At 43.5% G+C, this 19,433-nt stretch carries 16 protein-coding genes, 1 tRNA gene and 1 pseudogene; 12 read left to right on the top strand and 6 right to left on the bottom strand.

The window, feature by feature from the left end; all coding sequences use genetic code 11:
• Positions 1-30: 30 nt before the first annotated feature.
• Positions 31-2,196 carry a S46 family peptidase gene (locus tag AB5935_RS10060; protein WP_007842344.1) on the top strand — a complete coding sequence of 722 codons (2,166 nt, stop codon included), beginning with the start codon at positions 31-33 and terminating at the stop codon, positions 2,194-2,196.
• On the top strand, positions 2,196-4,382 hold the full coding sequence (locus AB5935_RS10065; RefSeq protein ID WP_038608890.1) for a S46 family peptidase: 2,187 nt from the start codon (positions 2,196-2,198) through the stop codon (positions 4,380-4,382). The genes AB5935_RS10060 and AB5935_RS10065 overlap by 1 nt, the downstream gene beginning before the upstream one ends.
• Positions 4,383-4,501: 119 nt before the next feature.
• Here AB5935_RS10065 and AB5935_RS10070 read toward each other — a convergent pair whose 3' ends face one another.
• Together AB5935_RS10070 and AB5935_RS10075 are read right to left on the bottom strand one after the other, a co-directional pair.
• Positions 4,502-4,819, bottom strand: a complete 318-nt coding sequence (locus AB5935_RS10070) for a hypothetical protein (RefSeq protein ID WP_005846069.1) — start codon at positions 4,817-4,819, stop codon at positions 4,502-4,504.
• A gap of 23 nt (positions 4,820-4,842) precedes the next feature.
• Positions 4,843-5,139: an FtsB family cell division protein gene (locus tag AB5935_RS10075; protein ID WP_005846067.1), complete on the bottom strand. Its 297-nt coding sequence runs from the start codon at positions 5,137-5,139 to the stop codon at positions 4,843-4,845.
• Positions 5,140-5,257: 118 nt separating this feature from the next.
• On the opposite strand from AB5935_RS10075, the gene AB5935_RS10080 reads away from it, so the two are divergent.
• Complete coding sequence (locus AB5935_RS10080) at positions 5,258-7,069, top strand: DNA polymerase III subunit gamma/tau (protein WP_007842341.1); 1,812 nt, start codon at positions 5,258-5,260, stop codon at positions 7,067-7,069.
• A gap of 241 nt (positions 7,070-7,310) precedes the next feature.
• Here AB5935_RS10080 and AB5935_RS10085 read toward each other — a convergent pair whose 3' ends face one another.
• Complete coding sequence (locus tag AB5935_RS10085) at positions 7,311-8,183, bottom strand: urea transporter (protein WP_007837021.1); 873 nt, start codon at positions 8,181-8,183, stop codon at positions 7,311-7,313.
• A gap of 296 nt (positions 8,184-8,479) precedes the next feature.
• Here AB5935_RS10085 and AB5935_RS10090 point away from each other — a divergent pair, with 296 nt between their 5' ends.
• The 9 genes and pseudogenes from AB5935_RS10090 to AB5935_RS10130 all read left to right on the top strand — a co-directional run.
• Positions 8,480-9,763, top strand: a complete 1,284-nt coding sequence (locus AB5935_RS10090; RefSeq protein WP_149940671.1) for a site-specific integrase — start codon at positions 8,480-8,482, stop codon at positions 9,761-9,763.
• Positions 9,764-9,828: 65 nt separating this feature from the next.
• The gene (locus tag AB5935_RS10095) at positions 9,829-11,118 is read left to right on the top strand and encodes a YhcG family protein (RefSeq protein WP_149940670.1); all 1,290 of its coding nucleotides are present in this window, start codon (positions 9,829-9,831) and stop codon (positions 11,116-11,118) included.
• Positions 11,119-11,129: 11 nt separating this feature from the next.
• Complete coding sequence (locus AB5935_RS10100; RefSeq protein ID WP_149940669.1) at positions 11,130-12,155, top strand: hypothetical protein; 1,026 nt, start codon at positions 11,130-11,132, stop codon at positions 12,153-12,155.
• 223 nt (positions 12,156-12,378) lie between these two features.
• On the top strand, positions 12,379-12,687 hold the full coding sequence (locus tag AB5935_RS10105; RefSeq protein ID WP_149940668.1) for a DUF3853 family protein: 309 nt from the start codon (positions 12,379-12,381) through the stop codon (positions 12,685-12,687).
• Between the two features lie 8 nt (positions 12,688-12,695).
• Complete coding sequence (locus AB5935_RS10110; protein ID WP_394810522.1) at positions 12,696-13,778, top strand: AAA family ATPase; 1,083 nt, start codon at positions 12,696-12,698, stop codon at positions 13,776-13,778.
• A gap of 212 nt (positions 13,779-13,990) precedes the next feature.
• On the top strand, positions 13,991-14,947 hold the full coding sequence (locus tag AB5935_RS10115) for a toprim domain-containing protein (protein WP_149940667.1): 957 nt from the start codon (positions 13,991-13,993) through the stop codon (positions 14,945-14,947).
• Between the two features lie 205 nt (positions 14,948-15,152).
• Positions 15,153-16,556, top strand: a complete 1,404-nt coding sequence (locus AB5935_RS10120; protein WP_149940666.1) for a mobilization protein — start codon at positions 15,153-15,155, stop codon at positions 16,554-16,556.
• Positions 16,557-16,861: 305 nt separating this feature from the next.
• A complete protein-coding gene (locus AB5935_RS10125; RefSeq protein ID WP_036610700.1) occupies positions 16,862-17,542 on the top strand; it encodes a zinc ribbon domain-containing protein in 681 nt (226 codons plus the stop codon).
• 11 nt (positions 17,543-17,553) lie between these two features.
• Positions 17,554-17,646: pseudogene (locus tag AB5935_RS10130) on the top strand (pyridoxamine 5'-phosphate oxidase); the annotation flags it as partial.
• A 228-nt stretch (positions 17,647-17,874) separates the two neighbouring features.
• Here the strand turns inward: AB5935_RS10130 and AB5935_RS10135 are convergent.
• From AB5935_RS10135 to queC, 3 genes are all read right to left on the bottom strand, one after another.
• A tRNA-Ser gene (locus AB5935_RS10135) sits at positions 17,875-17,962 on the bottom strand.
• Between the two features lie 87 nt (positions 17,963-18,049).
• Positions 18,050-18,505: a preQ(1) synthase gene (gene queF, locus AB5935_RS10140; protein WP_007845523.1), complete on the bottom strand. Its 456-nt coding sequence runs from the start codon at positions 18,503-18,505 to the stop codon at positions 18,050-18,052.
• Between the two features lie 219 nt (positions 18,506-18,724).
• Positions 18,725-19,396 (bottom strand): 7-cyano-7-deazaguanine synthase QueC, encoded by a 672-nt coding sequence (gene queC / locus AB5935_RS10145; protein WP_005846058.1) that lies wholly within the window; start codon positions 19,394-19,396, stop codon positions 18,725-18,727.
• Between the last annotated feature and the right edge of the window lie 37 nt (positions 19,397-19,433).

The raw sequence follows: 19,433 nt of genomic DNA on the forward strand, positions 1-19,433 counted from the left end.
AGGATAAAGAAATAACAATTAGTACACAACATGAAAAAATTCAAACTTTTATTGCTCGCATTGATGTGTGTAGCATTCTTGCCGTCGAAGGCAGACGAAGGTATGTGGCTGTTGCAACTGATGCAAGAGCAGCATTTGGCAGACCGCATGAAAGCACAAGGCTTACTGCTGGAAGCAGACGACATTTATAACCCGAACCGCGTTTCATTAAAAGATGCAGTAGGCATTTTCGGAGGAGGATGTACCGGTGAAATCATCTCACCGGACGGACTGATCCTGACCAACCACCACTGTGGCTACGGAGCGATACAGCAACATAGCTCGGTAGAACATGACTATCTGACTGATGGTTTTTGGGCAAAAAGCCGCAAAGAAGAGCTGCCGACTCCGGGATTGAAGTTCAAATTTGTAGAACGCATTGTTGATGTCACAGATAAAGTAAACAATAAAGTAAAATCAGGCGAAGTAAAAGAAGAGGAAACCTTTGAATACGACTTCCTGAAAAAACTGGCCGACGAGGAACTGAAAGCCAGTGACCTGAACGGGAAAGCAGGTATCAGCGCACAAGCTCTGCCTTTCTATGCAGGCAATAAATTCTATCTGATTTATCTGAAAACCTACAGCGACGTACGCATGGTTGCCGCTCCACCTTCATCCATCGGTAAATTCGGTGGTGAAACAGACAACTGGATGTGGCCCCGTCATACTTGCGACTTCTCCGTCTTCCGCATTTATGCGGATGCCAATGGCGAACCGGCAGAATATAATGAAAACAATGTTCCTCTGAAAGCCAAAAAGCATCTGGCTATCTCCCTGAAAGGTATTAACGAGGGTGACTATGCCATGATTATGGGATTCCCCGGAAGCACCAACCGCTATCTAACTCAAAGTGAAGTGAAACAACGGATGCATTCCACCAACGAACCCCGTATCCGCATACGTGGTGTGCGTCAGGATGTACTGAAGAAAGAAATGGCTGCCAGTGACAAAGTACGTATCCAATACGCCAGCAAATATGCAGGTTCCAGCAACTATTGGAAAAACTCTATCGGCATGAATAAAGCCATTATCGACAATAAGGTATTGGAAACAAAAGCAGAACAGGAAGCCAAGTTCGCAGCATTTGCTAAAGCCAAAGGCAACACCGATTATGAAAAAGTAGTCAGCGAAATTGATGCCGCCATCGAAAAGAGTAATCCTATTCTTTATAACTACACCTGTTTCCGTGAAGTCTTTCAAGGAGGTATAGAATTCGGCACACCTTATCTGATTCTGGACAAGCTGAAAGAAGCAATCAAAAATAAAGATAAAGAAGCGATTAATAAAAATATTGAAACGCTGAAAAAAGTATATGCCGATGTACATAACAAGGACTACGATCATGAAGTAGACCGCAAAGTGGCCAAAGCTCTGTTGCCCCTGTATGCCGAAATGGTTCCTGCCGATGCCTTACCTGCCTTCTACACCACCATCCAGAAGGATTTCAAAGGGAATTATGATGCATACGTAGACCATTGTTATGACAATTCCATCTTCTCCAACGAAGCGAATTTCAATAAATTCATCAAGAAACCTACCGTGAAAGCCATAGAAAAAGATCCGATGACAGCATATGTACGGGCTAAATATGACTTGATGAACAAGCTGGGAAACGAACTGGCCGAATCTATGAAAGGCATGGACTTATTACATAAAACTTATGTACGCGGCCTGTGTGAAATGTATTCACCGGAACCCAAAGCCCCGGATGCAAATTTCACTATCCGCCTGACATACGGTAATGTGAAGTCATATAACCCTAAAGACGGAGTACATTATAAATACTACACCACACTGAAAGGTGTCATGGAAAAAGAAGATCCGACCAATCCGGAATTTGTTGTTCCCGCCAAACTGAAGGAATTGTATGAAGCAAAAGATTTCGGACGTTATGCATTACCTAACGGTGATATGCCTGCTTGCTTCCTGACTACCAATGATATTACCGGCGGTAATTCAGGTTCTCCTGTCATCAATGGTAACGGTGAGCTCATCGGCGCCGCTTTTGACGGTAACTGGGAATCACTGAGTGGTGACATTAATTTCGACAACAACCTGCAGCGTTGTATCGCAGTGGACATACGTTATGTATTATTCATCATCGACAAATTGGGCGGATGCAAACACCTGATTGACGAAATGACTATTGTTGAATAATGAAAAAGACACTATTACTCTCGCTATTTACCCTCACAACCCTTGCCGGCCATGCCGACGAGGGGATGTGGATGCTGACTGATCTGAAAGAACAGAATGCGGCCACCATGTATGATATGGGACTGGATATCAGCATTGATAAAGTATATTGTCCGGACAGCATCAGTCTGAAAGATGCCGTAGTGCATTTCGGAGGCGGTTGTACCGGTGAAATCATTTCTGCTGAAGGTCTTGTGCTGACCAATCATCATTGCGGTTACAGCTATATCCAACAACACAGTTCAGTAGAACACGACTATCTGACTGACGGCTTCTGGGCTATGAGCCGCAAAGAAGAACTTCCCTGCAAGGGGCTGACTGTCACCTTCATAGACAAAATTCTGGACGTCACTCCTTACGTAAAGAAACAACTGGCCAAAGATGAGGATCCGGAAGGACTGAACTACCTGTCCCCCTCCTATCTGAGCAAAGTAGCCAAACGTTTTGCCGAACAAGAAAAGATAGAAATCACTCCGTTCACCGCTTTGGAACTAAAGCCTTTCTACGGAGCCAACCGCTATTACTTGTTTGTAAAGACCATCTATAAAGATGTCCGCATGGTAGGCGCTCCTCCTTCTTCCATCGGAAAGTTCGGAGCTGACACCGATAACTGGATGTGGCCCCGTCACTGTGGCGATTTCTCCATGTTCCGCATTTATGCAACACCCGACGGTAAACCGGCTGACTATAACGAAAGCAATGTACCTTTGAAGGTGAAAAAACATCTGACCATCAACCTGGGAGGAATCAAAGAGGGAGACTTCACTTTCGTAATGGGATTCCCCGGACGCAACTGGCGATACATGATTTCGGACGAAGTGGAAGAACGTATGCAGACTACCAACTTCATGCGTAAGACCATCCGCACCGTACGTTTGAATAATCTGCTGGAAGAAATGCTGAAAAGTGATAAAGTACGCATCCAGTACGCCAGTAAATACGCTTCATCAGCCAACTACTGGAAAAATGCCATCGGTATGAACGAAGGGCTGGTTCACCTGAAAGTACTTGATACTAAAAAGAAACAACAGGAAAAGCTTCTGGCTTATGGACGTGAAATGGGTACAGACGCCTATCAGAAAGCCTTCGACGCTATCCGGGAAATCGTGAGCAAACGCCATGATGCCGTATATCATCAGCAAGCCATTTATGAAGTTTGCAAACTGGGAACGGAATTCTATAAAATTCCTTCTACAGATAAAGTCCTGCAAGCATTGAAAGAAGGATATAAAGTACCTCACGCCACTAAAGAAATCAGCCCGCTGGATCATGCATTAAGCAAACTGAGCAAACAGGCTGATAAGTTTTTCAATAAAGATTATAATCCCGAAGTAGACCGCAAAGTTTCCAAAGCTTTGCTGAAAACTTACGCAGAATTAATTCCGGCCGGACAGCGCATCAGTATCTTTAAAGTAATAGACAAAGAATTTAAAGGAAACATTGACGCCTTTGTCGATGCTTGTTTTGATACATCCATCTTCCGAAGCCGTGAGGCCTTCAACAGCTTTGTGGCAAAACCGGATGCCAAGACATTGGAAAATGACCTGATGGTGCAATATGCCAAATCAGTAGACCAAGGTTATGCAGATACCGATGCAGCCATGAAAGCTGAAACCGACGCTTATAATCTGGCCCATAAAACTTGGGTGGAGGGCATGATGAAGCTGAAACAGCATGAAGGTACTCCTATTTATCCGGATGCCAACTCCACGTTACGTCTCACTTACGGTAAAGTAGGTTCATACAGCCCCAAAGACGGTGTGGAATACAACTATTACACCACGCTGAAAGGAGTGATGGAAAAAGAGGATCCGAACAACTACGAATTCGTGGTTCCGGCCAAACTAAAGGACCTGTATAACAAGAAAGACTTCGGACGCTATGCCATGAAGAATGGTGAAATGCCCCTCTGTTTTGTTACAGGAACAGATAATACAGGAGGTAATTCCGGTTCCCCCGTTTTCAATAATAAAGGAGAATTGATCGGTACCGGCTTTGACCGCAACTACGAAGGACTGACCGGTGACATTGCTTATAATCCCCAGTTACAACGTGCAGCCTGTGTGGATATCCGCTATACCTTATTTATTATTGATAAGTTTGCAGGAGCGAAACACTTGGTAGATGAAATGACCATTGTGGAATAACAATACCGGACAACTATTTTTTAGAACGCGGACAACATGTAACAAGTGTTGTCCGCGTTCTCCTATTTTTCACAAGATAAGCCTCTGATAAACGCGGACAAAAAAATGACACAGATTCCTTAACGTTTCTCCTTCTCCAACTCCTGCGGAATACGGAAAGCCGTATAAAGTTCCAGGACAGCGGCAATGGAAAGACAAACAATCCATTCGTTACGTTTCATGGTAAACATCAATACTCCTGTAAAGACCAGTGCGACAGCCCCGAAAATCTGCTGTCTACGCAAACGCTTGATGATAAAATTCCTTCCATCATAACGATTCCCCATCACCTGCACATAGCCGAACATCACAGCACCCAGCGTATACAGATAAGGCGCAAGCTCCCACCGGGTGATTTGCAACACCGCACCTGCCAGCAGCAGGACTGCCCCTGCCATCGAAATTATATTATAAGATTTACTCATTCTTCAAACACAAAAATATCCTCGTCAGGCTTCTTCATCAAATACTTCTCGCGTGCTATTTTCTCCAAAGCCTCAGGATTCGTGGTCAGTTCCTTCAGTTTCTCCGTATCTTCCTCATATTGCTTTCTGTATTTCTCTATCTCACTATTCAGCGCGCTGATCTCACTGCGATGCTTTACCCGCTGAATCAAGCTGTTCTCATCCAGAAAACCAATAACTACAATAAAGATCAGCACCGTAATCATATACTTATGGCGCCGGATGTAGTTCCAAATAGTCAGCAATTTGCTCATACAAAGAATCCCTTTTTTGATTTTTGCAAAGATAGAAATATTTCAAGCAATCCTACCCATAAAAACGGATAATTTATGTACTTTTGCAGAACTCATATTAGAAAAAAGAACTCCGCTTATGGAAAATTATATCGTATCGGCACGAAAATATCGTCCCGCTACATTCGAATCGGTTGTGGGACAACGCGCGTTGACCATCACCTTAAAAAATGCTATTGCCACCGGCAAGCTGGCACATGCCTACCTGTTCTGCGGACCGCGTGGAGTGGGAAAAACAACGTGTGCACGTATCTTTGCCAAAACCATCAACTGCCAGACCCCCACTGCCGAAGGCGAAGCCTGCAATCAGTGTGAGTCTTGTCTGGCATTCAACGAACAGCGTTCTTACAACATACATGAGCTGGATGCCGCCAGCAACAACTCGGTAGAAGATATCCGTTCGCTGATTGAGCAGGTACGTATCCCGCCACAAATCGGCAAGTACAAGGTATATATCATTGATGAGGTCCACATGTTGTCGCAAGCCGCCTTCAATGCTTTTCTGAAAACATTGGAAGAACCGCCTCATCATGCCATCTTCATCCTTGCCACAACGGAAAAGCATAAGATACTGCCGACTATTCTGAGCCGTTGCCAGATTTATGACTTCAACCGCATCGGCATCAAAGACACTATCGACCATCTGCAATACGTTGCCAAACTGGAACATATCAACGCCGAACCCGAAGCCCTGACTGTCATCGCACAGAAAGCCGACGGTGGTATGCGCGACGCTCTTTCCATCTTCGACCAAGTAGTCAGCTTCACAGGTGGGAACATCACTTACAAAAGTGTGATTGAAAACCTGAATGTCTTGGATTACGAATATTATTTCAAGCTGACCGATTTGTTGCTTGAAAACAAAGTTCCCGAATCCATGCTGCTTTTTAACGACGTATTGAAAAAAGGATTTGACGGCAGCCATTTCATCACCGGACTATCCTCTCATTTCCGGGATTTGCTGGTGAGCAAGGATCCTTCCACCCTGCAATTGCTGGAAGTAGGCGCCGGTATCCGAGACCGCTATAAAGAACAAGCACAAAAATGTGACCAGAAATTCCTGTACCGTGCCATGAAGCTATGCAATGATTGTGACCTGAACTATCGTGCAAGCAAAAACAAACGTCTGCTGGTAGAACTGACACTGATTCAATGCGCCCAACTCACTCTGCCCGACGCCGATGATGTAAGTGGTGGGCGTGGCCCTAAGAAGATATTAAAACCCCTATTTACGCAGCAAGCGGCTTCCACAGCCGCCACGCAGCCACAGCCTCAGGCTAAAGCTGCCGCTGCACAGACCGCAGCAACCGCCGTTCCTCAACCACAGGGTACAAGTACAGCCGGCAGTATGAACGCAAGCCGTCCAAGCCCGCTGCCTCAGACCAGAGAAGAGAAAAAAATCCCGGTGTTCAAGGCGGGCTCACTCGGTATATCCCTGCGTCGTCCTTTGCACGAACAGCAAGCTGCGGAAAAGCAAGAAGCAAAAGCGGCAAGCACCGCTGTCCAAAACGATGCCACATACGAAGATTATATTTTCAATGAAAAAGATCTGGACTATTACTGGCGTGAATTTGCAGCCGCCCTGCCCAAGGAAGAGAAGGCTAACTCCGCACGAATGATGAACATGCATCCGCATTTGTTGAATGACACGACTTTTGAAGTGACAGTAGACAATGATATGGTGGAAAAATATATGGTACAATTGATACCATCGGTTCAGAATCATTTACGCGAACGACTGCACAACCGGAAAATCACCATGACGGTACGTGTCAGTGCCCCTACCGAGAACATCCGTGCTTACAGCCATGTGGAACGTTTCCAGATGATGAGCAAGAAAAACCCGAATCTGCTGAAATTAAAAGAAGCACTGGGATTGGAGTTATCATAAAACCTATAAATATAAAAAGATACCGGGAAATCCTTCAAATCCTTCATAATTACACAATATATTGTTTTTCAATGTGTTGTCATGAAGGATCTTGAAAGGAACCCTTCATAAATGATTCATTGAGCGTAAGCTATACTTTTCCAGCCTTTGCGTCAATCAATTTAGATCCATAATAATATCCCAATTAGATTGTTTTACATCCATTATAAAATCAATCTGCCTGAACTACGGATACTGTCTATTATTCACCTTTTGTATTCACCACTTTCTGCATTATCATTATCATCCATACAGATAGTACAAAAGGTGCAGTCAGAGTAGTAATTCCCAACTTGATCCCTGCAAACTGCAATACAACGGACAGCAAGACTGAACATAAAGCCCATACAAAGCTTTTCCAAGTTTTGCCTCCTAAAGCCAAAGCACACAATACACCATTATAGCCCATCAATCCCATATTCAACATTTCCGGATCTATCCCCCAAAATACAGCAAAAAGAACAGGAAGAAGTGTCCCCAGCGCAGTATAAAAAGTTCCAGTCCATGAATTAACCCCAATACCAGCCAAAAAGAACAGTCCGGTCAATAAATTTTCTTGAAACATGACCTGACCAATACCTAAACAAAAAGCCTGAACGTAATCAACCTCCCGCACAGTATCAGATACCGTTTCGGAAACCAGCAATAAATCCGGCGTTATCCAAGTACAGATTCCCAATAATATCCACACAGAAAAAATGAAAGGAGCAGTAAATCCGGGAAGTGAATGCTGCCGGCTGAAAAGCCGTACTATCCAAGTAGAAAAACATGAAGCTACCGCCATGAGCAGCAAAGACCACAAAGACAGCTGCATGAAAACTCCGACTGCTATACCTATCAATGTGCCGTTAAAACCATACAGTCCATTCTTTATATCGTCACGTCCATAACCTGAGATACAAGCCGCCAACGTGCTTATTATATTACCGCCTACCGCTAATACTCCCAACTGCCACGAGTTCAGAAAAATTCCGACCAACATTAACAAACCGGACAACGCATTATTCTGAAACATGACTTGTCCTATTCCACGCCCTAAAACAAGCAACGAATCATATATCGAAATTGTCTTCATAAATCAAATTACCGGATTCCAATTTAACATAAGCTCCTTGAAAAGATGAAGGAAAATACTAGAAAAAGAAAAATTCTTGAATCGTTCAAATTCAAGAATCTACAACTTTAACTTTTCTACTTTCGCGGAGAGACAGGCTCCCGAACCTACGCTTTCAGAAAATATCATAAAATTGCAAATCACTGATAATCATACATTATATACAATGCAGAGTAAATCTAAATCTTTCTAAATGCCTTTTGCTATTTCAATTTTTGGGTGTATATTTGGGTGTAGAATTTCAAACGCACCCAATTATGAATATCAAACGTAACATCATTTTTGCATTGGAGAGCCGGAAGAAGAACGGTGTGCCAATCGTAGAGAACGTGCCTATCCGTATGCGTGTCATATACGCAAGCCAACGCATCGAGTTTACGACAGGCTACCGAATTGACGTAGCCAAATGGGATGCCGACAAACAACGGGTAAAGAACGGATGCACCAACAAGCTGAAACAAAGCGCATCCGAAATCAATGCAGACTTGCTGAAATACTATGCCGAAATGCAAAACGTGTTCAAGGAGTTTGAGGTACAGGAAACCATGCCTACCCCCCAGCAGCTAAAGGATGCGTTCAATCTGCGGATGAAAGACAGCAGTAAAGAACAGCCGGAAGAAGCGCAGATAAGTTTTTGGGAAGTGTTCGATGAGTTTGTAAAAGAGTGTGGCAACCAGAATAATTGGACGGCATCCACCTATGAGAAATTTGCAGCGGTAAGAAATCACATCAAAGAGTTCAAGGAGGATGTAACCTTTAAATACTTCAACGAATTCGGGCTAAATGAGTATGTCAATTTCTTGCGTGACAAAAAGGACATGAGAAACAGCACCATCGGTAAACAAATGGGATTTCTCAAATGGTTCCTGCGTTGGAGCTTCAAAAAAGGGCATCATCAGAACGTTGCATACGACGCATTCAAACCCAAATTGAAAACAACCCCTAAAAAGGTTATATTCCTGACATGGGATGAACTGAACAAGCTGAAAGATTATCAGATACCGCATGACAAGCAGTATTTAGAACGTGTCAGGGATGTCTTTCTGTTCTGCTGCTTCACGAGTTTACGATATTCGGACGTTCGTAACCTTAAAAGAAGTGATATTAAGCCCGACCACATTGAAGTCACCACAGTCAAGACTGCGGACAGCCTGATAATCGAACTGAACGACCACAGCAAAGCCATTCTTGAAAAATACAAGGATGTTCATTTCGAGAACCACATGGCATTGCCCGTCATCAGCAATCAGAAGATGAACGATTATCTGAAAGAACTGGGTGAACTGGCAGAAATCAACGAATCTGTAAGAGAAACCTACTACAAGGGCAATGAGCGCATAGATGAAGTCACACCCAAATACGCATTGTTAAGTACCCATGCCGGAAGAAAGACTTTCATCTGTAATGCGTTGGCACTCGGAATTCCGGCACCGGTGGTTATGAAATGGACTGGACACAGTGATTACAAAGCCATGAAGCCCTACATTGACATAGCGGATAACATCAGGGCAAACGCCATGAACAAGTTTAATCAACTATAAAAGTATCAATTAGTTTCATAGATTACCACCATTGAAGTATATTTGTATTCTGAAAATATCATAAGATGAGCAACAACGGACATAACATAGAAAAGACGAATTTTGACGCATTTATAAATGCTGTCGGTTCGGAAATACAACAGGCGCAAGTCCGGCTGATTACCGCTGCCAATGCGCAAATGTTGTTCCATTATTGGAAAATGGGCAACTATATTCTCTATCATCAGCAACTGCACGGATGGGGAAGCAAAACCATCAAACAGCTGGCAAAGGCTATCCGGCTGAATTTCCCTGAAAAGAAAGGCTATTCAGAACGCAACCTTACCTATATGTGTCAGTTTGCAAGAACATATCCATTGAGAGTATTGCAGAATTTCATTGATACGGATGCAAAGCTGATAACTCCAAGCGTGAAGAAAATTGCAGACGAAGTACGCTACTTAAACGATTCGCAATTTACGCAAGAGCCTCTTGCGCAAATTCAATCTATTGATAACAAAGAAATTATAATCACGCAAGAACCTCTTGCACAAATTCATAATGTTGCCAAAACCGTATCCGACATTTACCGTATGGAAATTAAGGATATAGAAAACGTATTTATGGCATCACCTGTTGCAAGAACCAATTGGGCGAGCCATGTGATTATGCTTAACAGTTCGCTTCCATTAGGTGTAAGCTATTGGTACATGAAACAGTCCGTGGAAATGGGCTGGAGCAGCAATGTTCTTAAAATACAAATTGAAACCAATCTATATAGCAGACAAATCAGCAACAACAAAGTAAATAACTTTACTGCCACGCTTCCTGCACCCCAAAGCGACCTTGCCAATTACCTGTTGAAAGACCCGTACATCTTTGACTTGGCTGGAACGAAGGAAAAGGCAGACGAAAGGGACATAGAAGAACAACTGGTTAAGCACGTCACCCGTTACTTGCTGGAAATGGGCAATGGCTTTGCTTTCGTTGCCCGACAGAAGCATTTTCAAATTGGTAACAGCGATTTCTATGCAGACTTGATTTTGTATTCCATTCCCCTACACGCATACATCGTAGTGGAATTGAAAGCGACCCCATTCAAACCGGAGTATGCAGGACAACTGAACTTCTACATCAATGTAGTGGACGACAAACTGAGGGGAGAGCATGACAACAAGACTATCGGGTTGTTGCTGTGCAAGGGAAAAGACGAAGTTGTAGCGCAATACGCATTGACAGGCTACGACCAGCCGATAGGCATCAGCGATTACCAGTTGAGCAAGGCTATACCTGAAAACTTAAAATCGGCTCTGCCAAGTATAGAAGAAGTGGAGGAAGAACTGACTTCCTTCCTTGATAAAGATAAGAACCCATAAACCAAGCGTATATGGCAGGAGAAATACAGATCATGATTCCCCAATATGGCGAACTCAATCGGATATACAACGACTTTTTAATCAGCCATACTTTCTCTTTTGACAGGCAGAAATTCATCACGGACTTCTACAAGCAATACAATGACACAAAAGCTTTTGAAGCCGCCATCCTTGAACTGGTGCTTGACAAACCGAAGGAACAATATACTCTGGTTCTCAACAGCCTGAGAACCGAGATAGAGAAAAACATACTGATTTACGAAAAACATCCATTGTTTGATAACGAGGTAATTTCTCGTGTATGCTACAACTTCGCAGGCAGACATGATATTGATATAAAGGCGCAACTGGAGGTTACACAAAAATTAAGCAAGCCTTTGAATGAAGCATACAACAGGTATGATTCCATTGGCTACAGGGTACATACGGCAGCAGAAGAAAAACAAGCCGAAAAGGAGTATGAACGCTGCAAGGCTGAATATGAGAAGGAAAAAGAAGAACTGGACAGGCTTTATGAATTGGAAAGGCAGGCAAGAAAAGAAGCTTTCCAATATATAGAGAACTGTTGCGGAGATATTTATAAACTGAGTTTTCATTTTATGGAAATATTGGCAAAATATATTCCCGTAGCAAAAGACAAGCCGGATGAAACGAGCAAGCAAGAGAAACAGCAGGATGCACTAAAGGAGCAACCCGAATATTTCGATGCAGAATTACTTTCGCTTATTCATAAAGTCTGTGTGGGGGAACAGTTTGAAGATATTGCAACGCAGGACTTTTATGCCAACATGAACCTCTACTCCTGTAAAAAGGAATTAAAAATCAAGGCACGAGAAAAAATACGGGTGTGTTACCTGATATTCCTGATGAGTGAAAGACTGCCCAAACAAGACAGGGATAAATGGAAGAATATAATCCTGAAACAGTTGGATATTGACGAGAACTACTACAAGTCAAAGTACAAGGAACCGGTGTCGGATTTTCCAAGTGACAGTAACCAGAAGTTCGCCAAAGAAATGGACGCAATATTCCGATAATCCGTGATATGTCCTGACATTTTACGAAATCACCACTTTTACCACTCAAATTAATTTTTGAGTGGTATTTTTATTATTTGATATTCAGATAAATAATAGAATATTCCATTTACACCAACCACATCCTTACCACTCACGCCCCTACCTAATTTTGCATCGTTCGAGAACAGAGATAACAGCCAGTGCGCAGGGCTGATTGTTTAACGGCTAAATAGATTGAACGATGACAAATCTTCAAGAGTTATTATTAAAACCCGTCTGGCAGATGACAGGCGAAGAGTTCATATTCCTGAGCAAGCACGCTTCCGGTCAAGCGGAAGCGCAACCACGCCCCATTACGGACACAGAAAGAAAATATGTGTACGGAATACTGGGCATTGCCAAACTGTTCGGGTGCAGTCTGCCCACCGCCAACCGTATAAAGAAAAGCGGTAAGATAGACAAAGCCATTACGCAAATAGGGCGCAAGATTATCGTTGATGCGGAACTTGCCCTTGAACTAGCAGGAAAGAAAACCGGAGGACGGAAATAACGGGTGGTATGGCTATGGACTATATGAAAGAGATTAAGGACATATCGGCAGAAGAAGCCGTAATCCTTTGGCAAGCCTCACGTTTGAGCCTGTCGAAAAGTTATGAGAAAGCACCCGAAATCCTCAAAGTTCATGGTTCTGTCATTGGGACATTGGGCAACTTCAGCGCATCCATCGGCAAAGCCAAAAGTAAAAAGACGTTCAATGTATCGGCTATCGTAGCCGCTACATTGAAGAATGGCACTGTGTTGCGGTATGTGGCAGAGCTCTCCGACGGGAAGCGGAAAGTGCTTTATGTTGATACGGAGCAAAGCCCTTATCATTGCCTGAAAGTCATGAAACGCATTTTACGGATGGCTGGCTTGCCTGACGACAGGGACAGCGAAAACCTTGAGTTTCTCGCCTTGAGGAAATACACACCTGAGCAGCGTATAAAGATTGTCGAACAGGCTATCTATAATACGCCCGACATTGGTCTTGTAATCATTGACGGCATCCGTGACATGGTATATGACATCAACAGTCCCGGCGAATCCACACGCATCATATCCAAACTGATGCAGTGGACGGACGACAGGCAGATACATATCCATACGATACTGCATCAGAACAAAGGGGATGAGAATGCGAGAGGGCATATCGGCACGGAGTTAAATAATAAGGCGGAAACTGTATTGCTGGTGGAAAAGGACAAGAGCAACGGGGATCTAAGCAGTGTTTCAGCCATGCACATCCGGGCAATGGATTTCGAGCCTTTTGCCTTTCGCATCAACGACAATGCCTTGCCCGAACTCATAGAGGGTTACAAAACAGAAAGCAGGAAACCGGGAAGACCCGAGGAAGAAAAGTTCGACCCTTACAGGCATATCACCGAACAGCAGCACCGTATCGCATTGGAAGCCGTTTTCGGGCTGAAAGAGGAATACGGTTACAAGGAACTGGAAGATGCTTTAATCAAAAGCTATACGTCAATAGGTGTAAAGCTGAACCATCAAAAGGCGGTACCGCTCATCACCATGCTTCGCAACAAGCGGATGATAGTGCAGGAGAACGGCAGAAAATACACATTCATGCCCGACTTCCACTATTAGCCTGTTAACTGCAATCGCTTCACTTTATTCTGTGGGTCTATATATTAAGGATAAAGCAAAGTGATGCAAGGAATAGATAAACCGCTTCACTAAATTGCCGTATTCTATATATACGACAATTTAGTGAAGTGGTGATATAGACCGTACTTCTTAAAATGGTACGGACGAAAAGAAAAATAAATCAATTCACCAACTACTCAAACAATTATCTTATGGATATACAGACAGCCAAGCAAATCAGGATAGCAGATTATCTTCACAGTTTGGGATATTCTCCCGTCAAACAACAGGGTATCAACCTATGGTATAAATCACCGCTAAGGGAAGAAACGGAAGCCTCGTTCAAAGTAAATACCGAACGCAACCAATGGTATGATTTTGCACTCGGCAAGGGTGGAAATATCATCGCACTGGCGCAGGAACTTTACTGTTCCGACCATGTGCCATATCTCCTGCAAAGAATCGAAGAACAGACACCACATATCCGTCCTGATTCTTTCTCTTTTGGCAAGCAGTCATCTTCCGAGCCAAGTTTTCAACAACTGGAGATTGTACCGCTTTCTTCTCCTGCCCTGCTCTCCTATTTGCAGGAAAGGGGAATAAACACGGAACTGGCGAAAAGAGAATGCCGCGAAGCTCATTTCACCAACAACGGCAAACGGTATTTCGCCATTGCCTTTCCAAACATATCGGACGGCTATGAGATTCGCAACCGTTATTTCAAGGGCTGTATTGCCAATAAGGAAATCTCCCACATCAGACAGGCGGGAAAAGCGAGGGAAACGTGTTATGTGTTCGAGGGATTTATGGACTATCTTTCATTTCTTACTTTGAGATTGGAAAATTGCTCGAAATTTCCCGAACTGGACAGACAAGATTATATGGTATTGAACTCTGTATCGAATGTGAGCAAGGCTCTCTATCCGTTGGGCAATTACGAACGCATCCACTGCTTTTTCGACAACGACCATGCAGGCATGGAAGCCCTCCAACAAATCCGTAAGGAATACGGCAGAGAACGATACATCCGTGACGCTTCACAAACTTACAGCGGATGCAAGGACTTGAACGAATACTTACAGGAACAGGCTGAAAGAAACAGGCAAGTCCAATCCGTAAAAGGGACGCACAATCGGCAACCGAAAAAGAAGAACGGCTTTCGGTTATAGCCCACTATAACTACACGCTCCGCTTTCGTAGTTGTGGGCTCTCCCGAGGGGATTAGGGCTTTGCCCTAATAACCCACTCAGGGCGTTCACCCCTGAGAACCCCGAGCAAAGAGTGACCCTCTCTTTGCAATCACCGCTTATGGGTTGCACCCCTAAGAACCCCACTGCGGAAGCGAACAAAGTAATCTAATATAAACAAAAAACTATGGCAACAAAATCAAGCATACATATCAAGCCTTGCAACATCGTATCGAGCGAGGCACACAACCGAAGGACTGCCGAGTACATGCGCAACATTGGAGAGTCCAGAATCTATGTCGTTTCCAAACTTTCCACCGATAACGAGCAGTGGGTAAATCCTGACTTCGGTACTACCGAATTGCGGACACATTACGACAACATCAAACGGATGGTCAAGGAAAAGACCGGACGTGCCATGCAGGAGAAAGAACGTGAACGCAAAGGCAAGAACGGAAAAATCATCAAGGTGGCAGGATGTTCACCTATCCGTGAGGGGGTGTTGCTTATCAGAGCGGACACCACATTGGCAGATGTGCATAAATTTGGCGAGGAGTGCAAACAACGCTGGGGTATTACTCCGCTGCAAATCTTCCTGCACAAAGATGAAGGACATTGGCTGAGCGGACAACCCGAAGCCGAAGATAGGGAGAGTTTCCAAATTGATGGAAAGTGGTTCAAGCCGAATTATCACGCTCATATCATTTTCGATTGGATGAACCACGATACAGGAAAGAGCTGTAAACTCAATGACGAGGATATGACCGAAATGCAAAGTTTGGCTTCTGACATTCTCCTGATGGAACGAGGACAATCTAAAACCGAAACAGGCAAGGAACATCTGGAACGTAACGATTTCATCATAAAGAAACAGAAAGCCGAACTGCAACGTATAGAGGAAACCCAAAGGCACAAGAAGCAGCAGGTAACTCTTGCTGAGCAAGAACTCAAACAGGTAAAATCGGAAATACGCACCGACAAACTCAAAAGCGCAGCTACCGATGCAGCCACAGCCATAGCAAACGGTGTCGGTTCTCTTTTCGGAAGCGGAAAATTGAAAGATTTGGAACAAACTAATGAGAATTTACGTCATGAAATTGCCAAGCGTGACAAGGGTATTGATGAATTAAAAGCCAAGATGCAACAAATGCAGGAACAGCACGGCAAGCAGATTCGTAACCTACAAGGAATACATAATCAAGAGCTTGAAATCAAAGACAAAGAAATATCACGATTGAACACCATTCTTGAAAAAGCGTTCAACTGGTTCCCTTTACTCAAAGAGATGTTGAGAATGGAAAAACTCTGCTATGCCATCGGATTTACCAAAGATATGGTAAACAGTCTTTTGACAAAAAAGGAAGCAATCAGATGCAATGGGAAAATCTATTCCGAAGAGCATAGACGAAAGTTTGACATAAAGAACGATATTTTCAAGATTGAGAAAAGTTCGGTTGATAATAATAAATTGGTGCTTACAATAAACAGGCAACCGATAGGCGAATGGTTCAAAGAGCAATGGGAGAAACTTCGGCAAGGCTTACGACAATCAGCGGAAGAACCAAGAAAAAGTAGAGGATTCAAGTTATAATTCCGTTCTATATAATGCAAAACATCAATAAAATAACTAATTTTGCATTCGGATAGGGGCAACTCTTCCCAAGACATAAGAAAAAAGAAGCGTTATGCTCATCTTGTAGTTTGTGAACGTAGGAAATTCAGAAACCGATGCAAGAGATAGTATAGTGGTTCTCACGCATATAGCGTGGGCTGCTATTGTCACATCTGCATCAAAGGTTTCCTACGACCTACAAACTAAGATGTGGTATCGTAGTCCGCGCTTTTGCATTCAATAACCCGCTCTTTTGGACTGAGGAGCGAAAAAAGAAAAACGATATGGAACAAAAATTTTGTCAAAGCTGTGGTATGCCCCTTGTTGAAGGGAATATCGGCACAAATTCAGACGGCAGCAGAAGTGAGGACTATTGTGGCTATTGCTACCAAAATGGCGATTTTACCTTAGATGTCAATATGAACCAAATGATTGAGTTCTGCCTGCAGTTTACAGACCAAGTTAACAAAGAAACGGGCTGGAACCTTACACCTGAACAGGCAAAAACTCAAATGCAAAAAATCTTTCCAACGCTCACACGCTGGAAAGAGAAAGATGAAAGGAGTTTGACTGAAAAAGCGACCCACCTTCTTTCCCTATGCAAAGAGGTTACGTTGGCATCGGTCAATTCGGACGGTTTTCCGCGCCCAATCCCATTGGATAAAATCCATTCAGTCGGATATAATGAAGTTTGGGTAGTGACCGGCGCTGACACCGAAAAGGTTGCCGATTTCAGGCTCAATCCTAAAGCCGGGCTTTCCTACTCGTTTTATGGCGATAGTGTTGCATTGCGCGGCACAGTCGAAATCATTACGGATGATGAAACACGCAAACGGATGTGGCAGGAATATTTTATAAATTATATTCCCGGCGGCCCAACAGATCCGAACTATGTGCTTGTCCGCTTTATTGGTTCGGAAGCTACAATCTGGATAAATCAAGAATTTGCTCGTATAACAATCTAATCACATAAATTATGCGAAATCCGGAACAAACCGTCAGCAATATGGCTGACAAATTGAAAACAGCTTTCATCGGCTCCATTGATGAACGAGACTATCCCGAAGTGTCACCGATCCCGATTATTGCGTGGATGGAATGGATTTGCGTACTAAATCCATCACAGGATTAATAAACAAGTATGACTCCATAAGGTAATTGGAAATCATAAAAACCGCCGAGTAATGCAGAATGCACTTGGCGGTTTTCTTAAATAATACAAAAACACCCAATTTTACGTTCTTGGGTGTAAAATTGGGTGTTTATTTTGCAATTTGCTGATTTTCAGCGTTTATTGCGGAGAGACGGGGATTCGAACCCCGGATACCCTTTTGGGGTATACACGCTTTCCAGGCGTGCCTCTTCAACCACTCGAGCACCTCTCCTTTTTTCGGAGTGCAAAAATAGAACAAATTTTCAGAACCAGCAAATATTTGAGTCCACAATCTCTCTATTCATTCCAAGAGATACAACTATAAATCGTGATTACGCATCCGATACTCCGCCAATTCCTCATACTTAGTACCCGGACGGCCGTAATTACAATACGGATAAATGGAAATACCACCGCGCGGAGTAAAAATGCCCGTCACCTCAATATATTTAGGATCCATCAGCTTAATCAAATCTTTCATGATGATATTCACGCAATCTTCATGAAAATCGCCATGATTACGGAAACTAAACAAATACAGCTTCAAGCTCTTGCTCTCCACCATTTTCACATCAGGCAGGTAGGAGATACGGATTTCCGCAAAATCGGGCTGTCCTGTAATAGGACACAGGCTGGTAAATTCGGGACAGTTAAAACGTACCCAATAGTCGTTTCCGGGATGTTTGTTCACAAAGGACTCCAACACTTCGGGAGCATAATCCTGCCTGTACTCGGTCTTCGCCCCGAGAAGGGTCAATTCATCTTTTCTTTCCATTAAAGTTATTTTTTTCATATTCATGTTTTCTCTATCATACCTTAGAAAAGAAATTCTCTCCCCGCTTCGAGCAGATCGTTTCACTAGAGTGATGAAGTTGTACCACTAAAGTGATGAAATTTCTTCACTCTAGTAATAAAACTTGCTCACTAAAGTGAAACAATATACTCGGCAAAAAGAAAACACCTTTCATACAAGGAGAAAACACATTCATTTATCCTATCGTTTCTCTCTTTCCGCCTTTATCTCCAGATACTTTTCCAATCCTTCACGACGGAGCTTACAGGCCGGGCAATGACCGCAGCCATCTCCCTGTACGCCATTATAGCAAGTCAACGTTTCATGCCGGATCAAATCGAGCACGCCCAATTCGTCCGCCAACGCCCATGTTTCCGCTTTATCAATCCACATCAGCGGAGTGTGAAGCACGAACTGCTCGTCCATGGCAAGGTTCAACGTCACATTCAGTGACTTGATAAAAGCATCCCGGCAATCAGGATAACCGCTGAAGTCTGTCTGCGACACACCGGTCACGATATGATTGATCCCCAATTCGCGTGCATAGACAGCTGCAATGCTCAGAAAGAACAAATTCCGCCCCGGCACAAACGTATTAGGGAAACTATCGGCAGGCTTCACCTCATCCATCGTTATCGTAGTATCTGTCAGCGAATTTTTACCCAGGTTGCCTATAAAGGAAACATCCATCGCTTTAAACTCCACACCTGCCTTTCCGGCAATAGCACGGGCCAGCTCCACTTCCTTCACATGCTTTTGTCCATAGATAAAACTTAAAGCATACACTTTGCGGAAATGTTTTTTTGCCCAAAACAGGCACGTGGTTGAGTCCTGCCCTCCGCTGAACACAACCAATGCGTCACTTTTATTCATTGTTGATAATTTTTCAATTTACTAATGTGCCAATTGC

This window comes from Phocaeicola sp. RTP21198st1_B8_RTP21198_201120 (assembly GCF_040929485.1).
GTDB lineage: Bacteria > Bacteroidota > Bacteroidia > Bacteroidales > Bacteroidaceae > Phocaeicola > Phocaeicola dorei.

What these genes read in the sequence shown, in the direction of transcription:
- AB5935_RS10080 (WP_007842341.1), top strand. Translation starts at nt 5,258, where the DNA reads ATGGAAAATTATATCGTATCGGCACGAAAATATCGTCCCGCTACATTC.
- AB5935_RS10125 (WP_036610700.1), top strand. Translation starts at nt 16,862, where the DNA reads ATGGAACAAAAATTTTGTCAAAGCTGTGGTATGCCCCTTGTTGAAGGG.
- AB5935_RS10095 (WP_149940670.1), top strand. Translation starts at nt 9,829, where the DNA reads ATGAGCAACAACGGACATAACATAGAAAAGACGAATTTTGACGCATTT.
- AB5935_RS10090 (WP_149940671.1), top strand. Translation starts at nt 8,480, where the DNA reads ATGAATATCAAACGTAACATCATTTTTGCATTGGAGAGCCGGAAGAAG.
- AB5935_RS10065 (WP_038608890.1), top strand. Translation starts at nt 2,196, where the DNA reads ATGAAAAAGACACTATTACTCTCGCTATTTACCCTCACAACCCTTGCC.
- AB5935_RS10060 (WP_007842344.1), top strand. Translation starts at nt 31, where the DNA reads ATGAAAAAATTCAAACTTTTATTGCTCGCATTGATGTGTGTAGCATTC.
- AB5935_RS10120 (WP_149940666.1), top strand. Translation starts at nt 15,153, where the DNA reads ATGGCAACAAAATCAAGCATACATATCAAGCCTTGCAACATCGTATCG.
- AB5935_RS10100 (WP_149940669.1), top strand. Translation starts at nt 11,130, where the DNA reads ATGGCAGGAGAAATACAGATCATGATTCCCCAATATGGCGAACTCAAT.
- AB5935_RS10075 (WP_005846067.1), bottom strand. Translation starts at nt 5,139, where the DNA reads ATGAGCAAATTGCTGACTATTTGGAACTACATCCGGCGCCATAAGTAT.
- AB5935_RS10070 (WP_005846069.1), bottom strand. Translation starts at nt 4,819, where the DNA reads ATGGCAGGGGCAGTCCTGCTGCTGGCAGGTGCGGTGTTGCAAATCACC.
- AB5935_RS10115 (WP_149940667.1), top strand. Translation starts at nt 13,991, where the DNA reads ATGGATATACAGACAGCCAAGCAAATCAGGATAGCAGATTATCTTCAC.
- AB5935_RS10085 (WP_007837021.1), bottom strand. Translation starts at nt 8,183, where the DNA reads ATGAAGACAATTTCGATATATGATTCGTTGCTTGTTTTAGGGCGTGGA.
- queF (WP_007845523.1), bottom strand. Translation starts at nt 18,505, where the DNA reads ATGGAAAGAAAAGATGAATTGACCCTTCTCGGGGCGAAGACCGAGTAC.
- queC (WP_005846058.1), bottom strand. Translation starts at nt 19,396, where the DNA reads ATGAATAAAAGTGACGCATTGGTTGTGTTCAGCGGAGGGCAGGACTCA.
- AB5935_RS10105 (WP_149940668.1), top strand. Translation starts at nt 12,379, where the DNA reads ATGACAAATCTTCAAGAGTTATTATTAAAACCCGTCTGGCAGATGACA.
- AB5935_RS10110 (WP_394810522.1), top strand. Translation starts at nt 12,696, where the DNA reads ATGGCTATGGACTATATGAAAGAGATTAAGGACATATCGGCAGAAGAA.